This window comes from Sphaerotilus microaerophilus (assembly GCF_023734135.1).
GTDB lineage: Bacteria > Pseudomonadota > Gammaproteobacteria > Burkholderiales > Burkholderiaceae_C > Sphaerotilus > Sphaerotilus microaerophilus.
Genome location: NZ_AP025730.1, coordinates 5,255,641 through 5,268,839, shown reverse-complemented (window position 1 = coordinate 5,268,839; position 13,199 = coordinate 5,255,641). Strand labels below are relative to the sequence as shown.

Here is a 13,199-nt window from a genome sequence, read left to right as displayed (position 1 = left end):
GGCGTGCTCCCGAGCGGCTGGCAAGCGGCCCAAGGCCCTGCGCCATCGGCGATTCATGGCGATGCGATGATCCTGGCCGCGCGCTCCACGCCCTTGCCCTCCGACCTCTGAGTGCTCTCCGATGAATGCCCATGTCCTGATGATCGACGACGATGCCCGCCTGACCGCGATGGTGCGGGACTACCTGCAGGCCAGCGGGTTTGTCGTCAGCGTGGCCGGTGACCTGGCGCGCGGGCGTGCTGCGCTGCAACGCGAGTCCTTCGACGCCCTGATCCTCGACCTGATGCTGCCTGACGGCGACGGACTCGACCTGACCCGCGAGCTGCGCGCCGACCCGCGCTGCCGCTCGCTGCCCCTGCTGATGCTGACCGCGCGCGGCGAGCCGATGGACCGCATCCTCGGCCTGGAGCTGGGCGCCGACGACTACCTGCCCAAGCCCTTCGAACCGCGTGAGCTGCTGGCTCGCCTGAAGGCGCTGCTGCGCCGGGCGGCGCCGCACGACGACGAGGCGCTGCTGCGCTTTGGCCGCCTGGAGATCGACGTCAATGCCCGTCAGGTGCGTGTGGACGGGCAGGTCTGCGACCTGACCAGCTACCAGTTCGACATCCTGCTGGTGCTGGCGCAGGGCGCCGGGCGGGTGATGTCGCGCGACCAGATCATGGATGCGCTCAAGGGCCATCCGATGGAGGCCTTCGACCGCAGCATCGATGTGCATGTCTCGCGCATCCGCGCCTCGATCGAGGCGGATCCCAAGTCGCCGCGCCGCATCCTGACGGTGCGCGGTGCCGGCTACGTCTTCGCCCGCAAGCAGGACGCCGAGGCGGCCTGAGCGGCGCTGCCCCGCGCATTCGCCCCAACTGCACGCCCCAACTGCACGCCCCAACTGCACGCCATGGCCCTGCGCCACCTCTACCTGCGCATCTACCTGACGATGCTGGCGGTGCTGCTGGTGTTCGCGCTGGTGGCCGGGGTGCTGGTGCGCCGGCACACCGACTCCGAGCGCGGGCGCATCGAGTCGGCCGTCAGCGAGCGCACCGCGGCCTGGGCCCAGTTGCTGGGCAACAGCCTGCCGCCGGCCGATGCGCCGCCCGAGCAGCAGGCCGCTTCACTGCGGGACTGGTCCGAGCGGCTGCGCCTGCCACTCGCCCTGGACGCCGCCGACGGGCAGCGCCTGGCCACATCCGAGTCGTACGCGCAGGTGGAGCGGGCCGCGGGCCGGGCGTCCGAAGGCCCTGCCTCGGGGGCTGACGCGGTGTATCCCGGGCCCGGCCCGGTGCGTGCGGGCAGCGTCCAGCGGGTGCTCCTGGCGGATGGCCGCAGCCTCTGGGTGGGCCGCCCGCCCCGGCCCGATCGTGGGCCGCCCTGGGTGGGGCCGCCGGGTCTGCGGCCCGACAAGTTCGGTCGACCTGACCCAGGCGGGGCACCGCCGCCCGATGCCCAGGGCGACGGTCCCGTGCCCCGGTTGCACTGGCATGCGCCGCGCTGGCTGGACGACGCCGGCGTGCTGCTCGGTCTGCTGGGTGTGCTTTTCCTGGCCGTGGCCGCCAGCGCCTGGCCGGTGGTGCGGCGGCTGACGCGGCGACTGGAGTCGCTGCAGCGCGGCGTCGAGGTGTTCGGCAGCGGCCAGCTCGGCCACCGCGTGCCCGAGGGCGGGCGCGACGAGGTGGCCACCCTGGCCGCCAGCTTCAACCGCGCCGCCGAGCGCATCGAGAAGCTGGTGCAGGCCAACCGCTCGCTGCTGGCCAATGCCAGCCACGAGCTGCGTTCCCCGCTGGCGCGCCTGAAGATGGCCCTGGCGGTGCTGGAAGGGGCCGCACCGGCACGGCGCGACGAGCTGCGCCGGGAGATCGACCGCAACATCCGCGAGCTCGACACCCTGGTCGAGGAGGTGCTGCTGGCCAGCCGGCTGGACGCCAGCCATCGTCTGCAGCGCGAGCCGGTCGACCTGCTGGGCCTGCTGGCCGAGGAGTCCGTCCGGGTGGATGCCGAGGTGGAGGGCGAGGCGCTGACCCTGCTGGGTGATGAGCGCCTGCTGCGCCGTGCGCTGCGCAACCTGCTGGAGAATGCGCGCCGCTACGGCGGCGACGAGGTGCTGGCCACGCTGCACGCGGTTCCGGGCGGGGGCGTCGAGGTGCGGGTCTGCGACCGCGGCCCGGGCGTGCCCGAGGCCTACCGCGAGCGGGTCTTCGAGCCCTTCTTCCGCCTGCCCGGGCATGCCGAGCGCGAGGGCGGCGTCGGCCTGGGCCTGTCGCTGGTGCGCCAGATCGCCGAGCAGCATGGCGGCCAGGTGCATTGCGAGGCGCGCGAGGGCGGTGGCACCTGCTTCCGGCTGAGCCTGCCAGGACCGGGCTGAATCGACAGGACGGGGCACGGGCCGGACCGGCCGTGCCTGTTTCAGGGCGCCGGCGTTCGGGCCGCGGCCGGGGGCGATTGGGACGGGGCCATGCGCCGCATCGTCCAGGCCAGGAAGGCGCACAGCGCCAGCGCGGCCAGGCACAGCCCGGCGCTGGCCGCCACCCAGAAGCCGGTGGCGCCCTGGAGCGCGCTCAGGGCGGGCCAGGCCTCGCGCCAGCCCCAGGGGTCGAAGGCGAGCAGGTAGCCGCCGTACAGGCCCACGCCCCAGAGCGAGCCGGCGTGGATCAGCATCGGCACCTGGGCGATGCGCCAGGCGCGCAGCACAGCCGCCGCCACCGCCTGCAGGGCGTCGCCGAGGTGGAAGGCGATCAGCCAGACCAGCAGCCCGGTGGCCGCCGCCGCCACGGCCGCATCGGGCGTGTACAGCGCCACGATGGGCGCGCGGCCCAGCACCACCACGCTGGCGCTGACGCAGGCCAGCACACCGGCCAGCAGCAGGCCGTGCCAGCCGAGCCGGCGCGCATCGGCCACGTCGCCCGCGCCGATGCGTTGCGCCACCAGCGCGCTGCTGGCCTGCGCCAGTGCCAGCGGCAGCATGAACACCAGCGCGGCGAGGTTGGCGACGATCTGGTGCCCGGCCACCGCGGTGGTGCCCAGCCGGGCGATGAAGATGGCCATGAACGAGAACCCGGTCACGTCGATCAGGATCGACAGCCCGCTGGGGATGCCCAGGCGCAGCTGGGCGCCCAGCGCGGCGCGGTCCGGTGCGTGCAGGCCGTGCCCGAGGATGGCGAACGGCCGGTAGAACGCATCGCGGCGCAGCTGCCAGGCCGCACCCGCCACCTGCGCCCACATCGCCAGCGCGGTGGCGATGCCGCAGCCGGCCACGCCCAGCGCCGGCAGCTCGATGTGCCCGAGCGGGCCGTGCCAGCTCAGGCCATACACCAGCAGCAGCGACAGCGGCAGCTTCACCGCCAAGCCGCCCAGCTGCAGCAGCATCACCTGCTTGGGCCGGCCCACCGCGGTGTTGAAGCCGCGCCAGGCGGCAAACAGCAGCGAGGCCGGCAGTGCGAAGGCCAGCGCGCCCAGGTAGGCGCGGATGCGCGGCTGCAGCGCCTCGCTGGCGCGTGAGAGCGCCAGGAACGGCCCCGGGAAGGCCAGCAGCGTGCAACCCAGCAGCGACAGCGCCAGCGCGATCCACACCGCCTGGTGCAGCTGGTGGCCGGCCTCGTGGTGGCGCCCGGCGCCGAAGTTCTGGCCCACGATCGGTGCCAGCGCCATCACCACGCCCATCAGGCCGATGAAGATGGTGATGTAGCTGGCCGCACCCACCGCCAGTGCGGCCAGGTCCAGCGCCGAGTGGCGCGCCACCAGCAGGGTGTCGATGGTGCTGAAGGCCAGCACCGCAAGCTGGCCCACGAGCATCGGCCAGGCCAGCGGGACGATGCGGCCCACGCTGGCACGCCAGCGGTCCTGCCAGCGGCTCTGAGCGCGGAATGGCCCGCCGTCGCGGGCCGTTTCAAGGGGATCGAGGGGGGTGCCCGCCATGGAGTGCCAGTGCCTGTGCCGCCGCGGCATCCAGCCTGGGGCCGTGGGGCAGCGAGGATAGCGCCTGGGCGGGTGTCGGGCGCTGGGCCGGGGCGCGCGTCCCGGCTCAGGCGCTGGCGGTGCCGCCGATGGCGCTGGTTGCGTCGGTTCCGTCGGTGCCCGGGCGCTTCAGGGTCCGCGGCGGCGTGGGCAGCAGCTCGTGGATCACGCAGCGCCCGCGCCCGCGCTGGCGGGCGGCCTGCAGGGCGCGGCCGGCGGCGCGCACCAGGTCCAGGGTGCTGGCGGCGTCCTGCGGGTACATCGCCACGCCCACGCTCAGGCTGAGGCCGACCGATTCGTGGCCGATGTCCATCGGCACCGCCACGGCGGCCTGCAGCTTGTAGGCGATGGCTTCGAGGTGCTGCACGCTTTCGACCGGGTGTACCAGCAGGAGGAACTCGTCGCCCGCGAGCCGGCCGATCTGGTCGCCCAGGCGCACGCTGCTGCGCAGGCGCTGGGCCACGCCGCACAGCAACCGGTCGCCGACCTCACGGCCGTGCAGCTCGTTGAGCCGGTGGAAACCATCCACGTTCAGGTGCAGCAGGCCGACCCGGCTGCCATCGTGCTCGGCGCGAGCCCGTGCGGTGGCAGCGAGGTTGAGGAGGCGGGCGCGGCTGTGCAGCCCGGTCAGCGCGTCCTGGTCGTCGCTGCCGGGCTGGGACTGTTCGGCACGCACGCGGGCGGTGATGTCGCGCACCTGGCAGCGCACGACGGCATCGTCGTCGCCGACCGGGTCGGACTGCAGCTCATAGTGCAGCCAGCGCTGTTCGTTGCCGGTGGCAGGCATGTAGCGCAGCTGGCCGACGATGCGCCGCCGCTGCTGGGCCGCCTGCATCAGGTACTCGCACTGCAGTTCGCGGTCGCTGTCGTCCAGGCAGGCCAGCCAGACCGTCAGCGGCAGTTCGCGTGTGCCGGGGGGCAGGTGCAGCAGGTGGGCCAGGCCGGCGGACACCTGCAGCGCCTCGTCGCCCAGGCGCCAGGACCAGGCGGCCGCGTCCAGAGGATCCCTGGGCGTGACCTCGCGCGCTTCGCGGATGGTGTCGGCCCAGGCCGGGTCGCCCTGGGTCGCCTGCGCGATCTGGCGCTCGAAGTCCTCGTAGGTGCGCCCCACCGTGTCCAGCAGGGCCAGCCACTGCTGGGGGTCGGGAGGCGTCTGATCTGGTTGCAGGTGCAGCTGGCGCAGCTGTCGCGCCAGGGTGGTCGATGCCTCGGTCGGCAAGGGCATGGGTAGGCTCCCGTTCGAGCTGGTTGGATTCGCCAGCGCGGCGTGCACCCCGGGTGCACGGCCACGCCTCACGTTCCACGCTCTATCGGCGCAGGAGCCTCGGCCCTGAGGCCGGCGCCGCGTGGGCGCCGGCGCTGGCCAGCCTCAGGCGGAAGGATTCATCAGTTTGCCCAGCACCTGCGGCAGCAGGCTGCCCAGGTCGGCGCCACCGGTGGGCAGCTGGCCGTTGGGTGTCAGTGCATCCACCACCTGCGGCAGCAGCTGCGCCAGCGGGCCCGCCGCCTGGCCGGCGTCCAGCCCGACGCTCTGGGCCAGCTGCCCCAGCATGTCGTTGCCCAGCGCGCCCTGCAGTTGCTCGGGCGAGACCGGCAGGTTCTGGCCCGTGGAGACCCAGGAGCCGACCTGATCGGCCAGGCCACCCTTCTGCAGCTGCTGCACCAGCCCGGCCAGGCCACCCAGCCCACCCAGGGCGCCACCGCCCGCCTGGCCGCCGCCGGAGGTCAGCGCCGCCACCAGCCCTTCGACCATCTTGGCCGACCCGGCGCCACCGGCCCCGCCGAGTGCGCCCCCCAGGGCGCCTCCCAGCGAGTTACCCACCTGATTGGCCAGTGCGCCACCCACGGCACCCATCACGGAATCGAGCAGACCCATCACCATCTCCTGTCGGGAGTGAAAAAGATGCCGTGCACTATGTCACAGCTCCTCCGTCGCGGTGCCCGGCGCTGGCGGACGGTGCCCCCCATGTGGACAACAGCCGACGTGCCCCGCCACCGGGCTGCGCTGGCGGCTGGATACACTCGCCCACCCATGAAACGCATCGTGATCCTGATTTCCGGCCGCGGCTCGAACATGCAGGCCGTCCAGCAGGCCTGCCGGGTCGAGGGCTGGAAGGCCGAAGTCGCCGCCGTCATCGCCAATGTCCCCGGGGCTGCCGGCCTGGCCTGGGCCGCCTCGCAGGGGCTGGCCACCGCCGCGGTGGACCACCGCGCCTTCCCCGATCGGCAGGCCTTCGAGGCCGCGCTGATCGAGCAGATCGACCGCCATGCGCCCGACCTGCTGCTGCTGGCCGGCTTCATGCGCATCCTCACGCCCGGCTTCGTCGGGCACTACGCCGGCCGGCTGCTGAACATCCACCCCTCGCTGCTGCCGGCCTTCGGCGGGCTGCACACGCACCGCCGGGCCATCGAGACCGGCTGCAAGCTGGCCGGCGCGACGGTGCACTTCGTCACCCCCGAGCTGGACCACGGCCCCATCGTCATCCAGTCGGCGGTGCCGGTGCGAACCGACGACAGCGAGCACAGCCTGGCCGAGCGCGTGCTGGCCACCGAGCATGTGATCTATCCCCGCGCCGTGCGCTGGTTCGTGCATGGCGAGCTGGAGCTGGCCGGCAACCTGGTCCGCCATCGTGGCGGCGAGCCCCAGTGGCTCTTGACTTCCGGAGGTGCGGCATGACGCCCAAGGCCCTGTTCGAACTGTGCGACGAGCTCCTCAACACGGTGCTGCGCTTCGCCCAGCCGGCCGACACGGTGGTGTCGGCCTTCTTCCGTGCCAACCGCTCGCTGGGCGTGCGTGAGCGCCATGCGCTGGCCGAGACGGCCTACGCCGTGCTGCGCGAGCGCCTGAAGTACCAGTACCTGGCCAAGAGCGGCAGCGGCTCGATCGAGCGGCGCCTGGCCATCCTGGCCTGGCAGGGCAGCGAGGCCTTCCTGCGCGCGGCCACCACGCCGGCCGAGCAGGAGTGGCTGGCGCACACGCAGAAGATCAACTTCGGCAAGCTCGCCCAGGTGCAGCGCGACAGCCTGCGCCACAACCTGCCCGCCTGGCTGGCCGAGGCGCTGCAGGCTGAGGTGGGCGAGCAGTTCTGGCCGCTGGTCGGGGCGATGCAACAGAGCGCCGGGCTGGACCTGCGCGTCAACACCCAGCTCACCAAGCGCGATGCGGCGCAGGCGGCGCTGGCCGCCGAGGGCATCGACACCGTGCCGACGCCCTGGTCGCCCATCGGCCTGCGCGCCGTCGGCAAGCCCACGCTCAACCGCACCGAGGTCTTCAACCGCGGTGAGGTCGAGGTGCAGGACGAAGGCAGCCAGCTGCTCGCCCTGCTCACCGAGGCCCGGCGCGGCGAAATGGTGGTGGACTTCTGCGCCGGTGCCGGCGGCAAGACCCTGGCGCTGGGCGCGATGATGCGCAACACCGGCCGGCTCTATGCCTTCGACGTGTCAGCGCACCGCCTCGCGGCGCTCAAGCCCCGGCTGGCGCGCAGCGGCCTGTCCAACGTCTACCCGGCCGGCATCGCGCATGAGCGCGACGAGCGCATCAAGCGCCTGTCGGGCAAGGTGGACCGCGTGCTGGTGGACGCCCCCTGTTCCGGCCTGGGCACGCTGCGCCGCAACCCCGACCTGAAGTGGCGCCAGACGCCCGAGGCGGTGCTGGAGCTGGTGGCCAAGCAGCAGTCGATCCTGAACAGCGCCGCGCGCCTGCTCAAGCCCGGCGGCCGGCTGGTCTACGCCACCTGCAGCCTGCTGCGCGCGGAGAACGAGGCAATCGCCGAGGCCTTCAGCGCCGCCCACCCCGACTTCGAGCCGCTGGACGTCGCCGAGATCCTGCAGCGCCAGGGCGTGGCCGACGCGCGGGCGCTGACCGTGCCGGCGGGCGCGGCAGCAACGGCTGCGGTCGAGGTGGACCGTGCGGTTGAAACCGCCGAGACTGCTGGTCCCGTTGAATCCATTGAACCCGCTGAAGGGGCTGAAGGGGCTGAAGGGGCTGAGACGGACGCGAACGCCGCCGTGGAGGCCCCGGCCAGCGTCGCGTCCTACCTGCGCCTGTGGCCGCAGGTGCACGGCACGGACGGCTTCTTCGCCGCAGCCTGGCGGCGGCGCTGAGCGCAGGGTCCACGCGCACCCGCGCCCCGCGCGGGGCGGGCCGGCCATGCCCTGACCCGGGCAGGGGCCCCGCCGTGATCCGTAGAATCTCCGACTGCTGGCTGCGTGCCGGCCGGGTGGCCTGAATGCGCCAGGTCCCGCGACGTACGAAGGTGCCCTGATGTCCGAAGTCTCCCTGTTTGGGTCCGCCCTCGTTGCCTGGCTCGCCGATGGCCTGCTCGCCGCCAGTTGGTGGGAGGTCCTGCTCTACACGCTGGCGGTGACGCACATCACCATCGCCGCGGTGACGATCTTCCTGCACCGCTCGCAAGCGCACCGGGCACTGGAGCTGGGGCCGTTGCCCTCCCACTTCTTCCGCCTCTGGCTCTGGCTGACCACGGGCATGGTGACCAAGGAGTGGGTGGCTATCCACCGCAAGCACCACGCCAAGTGCGAGACGCCGGACGACCCGCACAGCCCCGTCACGCGCGGCCTGCGGACCGTGCTGCTCACCGGCAGCGAGCTCTACCGCAGCGAGGCGAAGAACCAGGAAACGCTGACCAAGTACGGCCACAACACGCCGGACGACTGGGTGGAGCGCAACGTCTACAGCCGTTTCGTCTGGCAGGGCGTGGCGCTGATGCTGATCTTGAACGTGCTGCTGTTCGGCGCGGTTGGCCTGACGGTCTGGGCCGTGCAGATGCTGTGGATCCCGATCACCGCGGCCGGCATCATCAATGGCATCGGGCATTACTGGGGCTATCGCAACTTCGAGGCGGCGGACGCCTCGACCAACATCTCGCCCTGGGGGTTGATCATCGGCGGCGAGGAGCTGCACAACAACCACCACACCTACCCGACCTCGGCCAAGCTGTCGGTCAAGCCGCATGAGTTCGACATCGGCTGGGCCTACATCCGGGCGATGGAGCTGCTCGGCATGGCACGGGTGCGCAAGACGCCGCCGCAGCTCAGGCTGGGTGCTCCGAAGCCGGTGGCCGACAGCCAGACGCTGGAGGCGGTGATCGCGCACCGCTACGAGGTGATGGCCAGCTACGCGCGCCAGCTCCAGCAGGTCTGCGCCGACGAACTGGCCCGCCTGAAGGCGCAGGGGGCGCAGAACACCCAGCGCTGGGCCGACATGCGCCTGGCGCTGCGCTGGCTGCACCGCGACGTCGAGAAGATCCCTGCGGCCCTGCGTGCCCAGGTGGACAGCGCGTGTGGGCAGAGCGCTGCGCTCACCAAGCTCGTGACCATGCGCGAGGAGCTGCGCGCCCTGTGGACGCGCACCAACGTGTCGGCCGAGCAACTGGTCGTCGACCTGCAGGCCTGGTGCCGCCGGGCCGAGGACAGCGGCATCGCGGGGCTGCAGGAGTTTGCCCGCACGCTGCGGGCGGTGCGGGCCTGAACCGCATCTCCCGTCTGCCCCCGCCAGCCCTCACCTGCCTGCGCTCACCCGGCGCGCTGTGCGTGATCGTCAGGTGGGCTGCACCGGTTCGGGCTGCGGCTCATCCCGCAGTCGGGCCAGGTCGTAGAGCAGGAGCAGATCGCGGAAGGTGGCCAGGTCCACCGTTGGCAGGCCGCTCTCGCGCAGCAGACGCGCGCGCAGCCAATCCAGCGCGATCGAGGGCTGCGTCCAGACCTGGGCAAGCCGTTCGAGCAGGTCCGGTCGGTCGTCGAGCGACTGGCCCTCATCGACCGCGTCCGGCCCACCCGCCGCAGCGTCTCCCATCGGCGGCACCCGCAGGTTGTACAGGGCCTCCAGCTGGGCGCTGACGCGCTCGTGGTTCCAGGGCTGGTTCATGGCTCGGTAGAGGTCCAGCAGGCGCAACAGCAGCCAGGGGCTCTTGCCCGGCCGGGTCTGCAGCGCGTTCTCCAGGATCGTGGCGGCGGCGCCGTGGTAGCCATCGGCGATCATGCGATCGACCTGCCTGACGGCGGGCGCGTGGCCATTGCCGGCCAGGCTGGGCTCACCAAAGTCCGCGCCCACCCACTGGCGGGGCGGTGCGGCCGCTGCCCGGGGCGGCCCGGCAGGGGGGGCCGGTGCAGCCGTTGTGCCGGTCGGGGTCATGGTTGGTGCGGCCGCGCCGGACGGGGGTGCGTGGGGCGGCGTCTGCGACGTGCTGCCAGCCTCCGGCCAGTGCAGCGGTGGGGCGGCAGCCGCAGGGGGCAAGGCGTCGCGCCAGGGGGTGATGGAATCGACCGCCGGAAGGTGCATCGGCATGGCCTGCTCGGTCGGCTCCGCAGGTGGGTCCAGGCTGTGGCGTGCGTGGCTGGCGGCGCTCAGGCGTGGCAGCAGGCGCTCGCGGGCGACGCGCAGCAGCAGGGCCCCGGCGAGCACGCCACCGGCGGTGGCCGCGATGGCGCCCCAGCGCTGGAGGGTGTCGCTTTCCTGCCGCTCCAGGCGCAGCTGCAGCGCAGCCAACTGGGCCCGGGACTGGCGCTGCTCTTCCTGTATCTGCTGCATCTCGCGCAGCCAGTCGGCCTCGATGGGGCGCAGGCCCTGGTCACGTGGGGCGGCCAGGAGCCGCTGGGGCGGTGGCTGACGCTGGTCCAGTGCGGCCAGCACGGCCGACACCAGCCGGTCCAGCGCCGGCTCTTCCAGGCTCAGGCGGGCGCCGCCCGTACCGGGCGTCGATGGAGGGGCCGAGCCTCGGAGGGGCGCCACGGAGACGCGGGCGGCCCGCTCCGTGGGTTCGTCGGCGGGTGGCGTTGCTCCAATGGCAAGGTGCATCCGCGCGGCTCTCGCCGCACTCGTCGGCGGTGGGGGTCGGCGAGGTGCGGTGCCTGTGGCGGGTGGGTCGGCCAGGAGCGTGAGTTCGCGGGCGTAGTCGGCGCCGCAGCTGAGTTGAACGAGGGCCCGCACGACGGGCTCGCTGACCTCGGCGCTGCTGTGGACCTGCACCAGCACCTTGCCGTCCTCGGCCAGTGGCGTGGTGCGCACCTGGGTGGCATCGGCCGGGATCTCGTGCTCGCCCTGGATCAGCCGCACCTGGATGCAGTCGGGGCCGAACCGGGACGGATCGGTTTCGAAGCCGCGCACATGCAGGTGCAGCACCGGCGGCTGGCCAAGCGTGATGTGCTGCCTGACAGGCTCGATCGACTGGGCAAGCGCCGCCTGCCCGCAGGCACAGGCCGTCGTGGCGATGATGGTGGCCAGCAGGTGCTGCATCGGCGGTCCCCTCCTCTGTGGCACGGCAGTCGCCGCGCTCCTGAGCATGGTGGGGCCTGTGCCGCCAAAGTGGATCCCCCTTAAGGGTGATCTGCTGCGGGGCCAGTGGCGGGGTCAGCGTATGAGCCCGCAGGAAACGACAAAACCCGCTGCGGCGGGGCCGGAGCGGGTTCGCGGATGCAGTCATTGGCAGACCAGAGGCCTGCCAAGCTGGATCACTTCAGCTTCACTTCCTTGTACAGGACGTGCTTGCGGGCCTTGGGGTCGAACTTCATGAATTCGAGCTTTCCGGGCGTCGTCTTCTTGTTCTTGGCCGTGGTGTAGAAATGGCCGGTCCCCGCAGTGGATTCCAGCTTGATCTTTTCGCGTCCGCCTTTGGCTGCCATGGTGAGTTACCTCCGGATCACAGTTCGCCGCGGGCGCGCAGGTCGGCGACGACCTGATCGATGCCCACCTTGTCGATCAGACGCAGAGCCGCATTGCTGATGCGCAGGCGCACCCAGCGGTTCTCGGTCTCCAGCCAGAAGCGACGGTACTGCAGGTTCGGCAGGAAGCGACGCTTCGTTTTGTTGTTGGCGTGGGAGACGTTGTTCCCCACCATCGGGCGCTTGCCCGTGACTTGACAGACGCGTGCCATGACGCTTCTCCAGACTTGTTTCGATGCGACCCACAGAGCAAGCCAGGGCGCCGGACCGGGTGAATGACCCGGCGGCTGCGCGTCCCAGAAGATGCTTGACGAAGCAAGCACCCGCGAACAGCTTGGTGTTGGCCCCTCCGGAAATGCAGGGCACTCCCGGGTCCAATTGCGGCAAAACGCTGATTATAGCCAGCTCACGGCCGGCCTCACAAGTGCGGCCGCTGGATGCCCGTTTGGCCGGTCAGGCGCCACCCTGTTCCAGGAAGCGCTGGGCGTCCAGCGCGGCCATGCAGCCGGTGCCGGCGCTGGTGATGGCCTGGCGGTAGACATGGTCCTGCACGTCGCCGGCTGCAAAGACACCGGGCACGCTGGTCATGGTGGCGAAGCCGTTCATGCCGCCGCGGGTGATGAGGTAGCCGTCCTTCATCTCCAGTTGGCCCTGGAAGATGTCGGTGTTGGGGTGGTGGCCGATGGCGATGAAGCAGCCGCGCACCACCAGGTCCTTCGTGCTGCCGTCAACCGCGCTCTTCAGCCGTACGCCGGTGACGCCGCTGGGGTCGCCCAGCACCTCGTCCAGGGTCTGGAACAGGTGCAGCTCCATCTTGCCGGCGGCGACCTTCTCGTGCAGCTTGTCGATCATGATCGCCTCGGCGCGGAACTTGTCGCGCCGGTGGATCAGGTGCACCTTGGAGGCGATGTTGCTGAGATACAGCGCTTCTTCCACGGCCGTGTTGCCGCCGCCGACCACGCAGACCTCGTCGCCCCGGTAGAAAAAGCCGTCACAGGTGGCGCAGCCGCTCACGCCGCGGCCCATGAAGGCCTGCTCGGAAGGCAGGCCCAGGTACTTGGCGCTGGCGCCGGTGGCGAGGATCAGCGTGTCGCAGGTGTAGCTGCCCGAGTCGCCGCGCAGCTCGAAGGGACGCCGGCTGAAATCGACTGTATTGATGTGGTCGAACACCAGTTCGGTCTTGAAGCGCTCGGCGTGCTGCTGGAAGCGCTGCATCAGGTCCGGACCCATCACGCCGGCCACGTCGGCGGGCCAGTTGTCCACCTCGGTGGTGGTCATCAGCTGGCCGCCCTGGGCCATGCCTGTGATCAGCAGCGGCTGCAGGTTGGCGCGTGCTGCATAGATCGCGGCGGTGTAGCCGGCCGGGCCCGAACCGAGGATCAGCACCCGGGCGTGTCGCGCAGAAGAGGAGGGGGGTTGTGTCATGGCGTGGGCCGCAAGCCGCAAACTTTCATTTCCGGGCGCCGCGCTGTTCATTTCAGCGATGCTTCGGTTAGAGTGCACGGCACGTCGGCATGTCGTATTGGATGCGGTGTGAAGCTTACCCTGTGTGCAGGGGGGCTTCATTGCCAGTGGTTACC

Annotated in this window: 12 protein-coding genes; 5 read left to right on the top strand and 7 right to left on the bottom strand. The window is 71.6% G+C overall.

Annotated elements, in window-relative coordinates; translation table 11 throughout:
• Positions 1-121 precede the first annotated feature (121 nt).
• Entirely contained in the window at positions 122-829 is a 708-nt protein-coding gene (locus NGK70_RS22625) for a response regulator (RefSeq protein ID WP_251970708.1), read from the top strand.
• Positions 830-892: 63 nt separating this feature from the next.
• Entirely contained in the window at positions 893-2,353 is a 1,461-nt protein-coding gene (locus NGK70_RS22620) for a sensor histidine kinase (protein ID WP_251970707.1), read from the top strand.
• Between the two features lie 41 nt (positions 2,354-2,394).
• On the opposite strand, the gene NGK70_RS22615 is transcribed toward NGK70_RS22620, so the two are convergent.
• The 3 genes from NGK70_RS22615 to NGK70_RS22605 all read right to left on the bottom strand — a co-directional run bounded on the left by NGK70_RS22615 (position 2,395) and on the right by NGK70_RS22605 (position 5,818).
• Positions 2,395-3,903 carry an MATE family efflux transporter gene (locus NGK70_RS22615; RefSeq protein ID WP_251970706.1) on the bottom strand — a complete coding sequence of 503 codons (1,509 nt, stop codon included), beginning with the start codon at positions 3,901-3,903 and terminating at the stop codon, positions 2,395-2,397.
• Positions 3,904-4,009: 106 nt separating this feature from the next.
• On the bottom strand, positions 4,010-5,167 hold the full coding sequence (locus tag NGK70_RS22610) for a sensor domain-containing diguanylate cyclase (RefSeq protein WP_251970705.1): 1,158 nt from the start codon (positions 5,165-5,167) through the stop codon (positions 4,010-4,012).
• A 144-nt stretch (positions 5,168-5,311) separates the two neighbouring features.
• The gene (locus NGK70_RS22605; RefSeq protein ID WP_251970704.1) at positions 5,312-5,818 is read right to left on the bottom strand and encodes a YidB family protein; all 507 of its coding nucleotides are present in this window, start codon (positions 5,816-5,818) and stop codon (positions 5,312-5,314) included.
• 156 nt (positions 5,819-5,974) lie between these two features.
• On the opposite strand from NGK70_RS22605, the gene purN reads away from it, so the two are divergent.
• The 3 genes from purN (at position 5,975) to NGK70_RS22590 (ending at position 9,430) form a co-directional block, all read left to right on the top strand.
• Positions 5,975-6,619: a phosphoribosylglycinamide formyltransferase gene (gene purN / locus NGK70_RS22600; protein ID WP_251970703.1), complete on the top strand. Its 645-nt coding sequence runs from the start codon at positions 5,975-5,977 to the stop codon at positions 6,617-6,619.
• Positions 6,616-8,046 carry an RsmB/NOP family class I SAM-dependent RNA methyltransferase gene (locus NGK70_RS22595; protein WP_251970702.1) on the top strand — a complete coding sequence of 477 codons (1,431 nt, stop codon included), beginning with the start codon at positions 6,616-6,618 and terminating at the stop codon, positions 8,044-8,046. Before purN ends, NGK70_RS22595 begins: the two co-directional genes overlap by 4 nt.
• A 160-nt stretch (positions 8,047-8,206) precedes the next feature.
• Positions 8,207-9,430, top strand: a complete 1,224-nt coding sequence (locus tag NGK70_RS22590; RefSeq protein WP_251970701.1) for a DesA family fatty acid desaturase — start codon at positions 8,207-8,209, stop codon at positions 9,428-9,430.
• 69 nt (positions 9,431-9,499) lie between these two features.
• Here the strand turns inward: NGK70_RS22590 and NGK70_RS22585 are convergent, their stop codons facing one another.
• The 4 genes from NGK70_RS22585 to trxB form a co-directional block, all read right to left on the bottom strand.
• Positions 9,500-11,194: a hypothetical protein gene (locus tag NGK70_RS22585; RefSeq protein ID WP_251970700.1), complete on the bottom strand. Its 1,695-nt coding sequence runs from the start codon at positions 11,192-11,194 to the stop codon at positions 9,500-9,502.
• Between the two features lie 215 nt (positions 11,195-11,409).
• A complete protein-coding gene (gene rpmG / locus NGK70_RS22580) occupies positions 11,410-11,580 on the bottom strand; it encodes a 50S ribosomal protein L33 (RefSeq protein WP_251970699.1) in 171 nt (56 codons plus the stop codon).
• Between the two features lie 17 nt (positions 11,581-11,597).
• The gene (gene rpmB, locus NGK70_RS22575; protein ID WP_251970698.1) at positions 11,598-11,831 is read right to left on the bottom strand and encodes a 50S ribosomal protein L28; all 234 of its coding nucleotides are present in this window, start codon (positions 11,829-11,831) and stop codon (positions 11,598-11,600) included.
• A 241-nt stretch (positions 11,832-12,072) separates the two neighbouring features.
• Entirely contained in the window at positions 12,073-13,044 is a 972-nt protein-coding gene (gene trxB / locus NGK70_RS22570; RefSeq protein ID WP_251970697.1) for a thioredoxin-disulfide reductase, read from the bottom strand.
• Between the last annotated feature and the right edge of the window lie 155 nt (positions 13,045-13,199).

What these genes read in the sequence shown, in the direction of transcription:
- NGK70_RS22605 (WP_251970704.1), bottom strand. Translation starts at nt 5,818, where the DNA reads ATGGGTCTGCTCGATTCCGTGATGGGTGCCGTGGGTGGCGCACTGGCC.
- rpmB (WP_251970698.1), bottom strand. Translation starts at nt 11,831, where the DNA reads ATGGCACGCGTCTGTCAAGTCACGGGCAAGCGCCCGATGGTGGGGAAC.
- NGK70_RS22595 (WP_251970702.1), top strand. Translation starts at nt 6,616, where the DNA reads ATGACGCCCAAGGCCCTGTTCGAACTGTGCGACGAGCTCCTCAACACG.
- purN (WP_251970703.1), top strand. Translation starts at nt 5,975, where the DNA reads ATGAAACGCATCGTGATCCTGATTTCCGGCCGCGGCTCGAACATGCAG.
- trxB (WP_251970697.1), bottom strand. Translation starts at nt 13,044, where the DNA reads ATGACACAACCCCCCTCCTCTTCTGCGCGACACGCCCGGGTGCTGATC.
- NGK70_RS22585 (WP_251970700.1), bottom strand. Translation starts at nt 11,194, where the DNA reads ATGCAGCACCTGCTGGCCACCATCATCGCCACGACGGCCTGTGCCTGC.
- NGK70_RS22590 (WP_251970701.1), top strand. Translation starts at nt 8,207, where the DNA reads ATGTCCGAAGTCTCCCTGTTTGGGTCCGCCCTCGTTGCCTGGCTCGCC.
- NGK70_RS22620 (WP_251970707.1), top strand. Translation starts at nt 893, where the DNA reads ATGGCCCTGCGCCACCTCTACCTGCGCATCTACCTGACGATGCTGGCG.
- NGK70_RS22615 (WP_251970706.1), bottom strand. Translation starts at nt 3,903, where the DNA reads ATGGCGGGCACCCCCCTCGATCCCCTTGAAACGGCCCGCGACGGCGGG.
- NGK70_RS22610 (WP_251970705.1), bottom strand. Translation starts at nt 5,167, where the DNA reads ATGCCCTTGCCGACCGAGGCATCGACCACCCTGGCGCGACAGCTGCGC.
- NGK70_RS22625 (WP_251970708.1), top strand. Translation starts at nt 122, where the DNA reads ATGAATGCCCATGTCCTGATGATCGACGACGATGCCCGCCTGACCGCG.
- rpmG (WP_251970699.1), bottom strand. Translation starts at nt 11,580, where the DNA reads ATGGCAGCCAAAGGCGGACGCGAAAAGATCAAGCTGGAATCCACTGCG.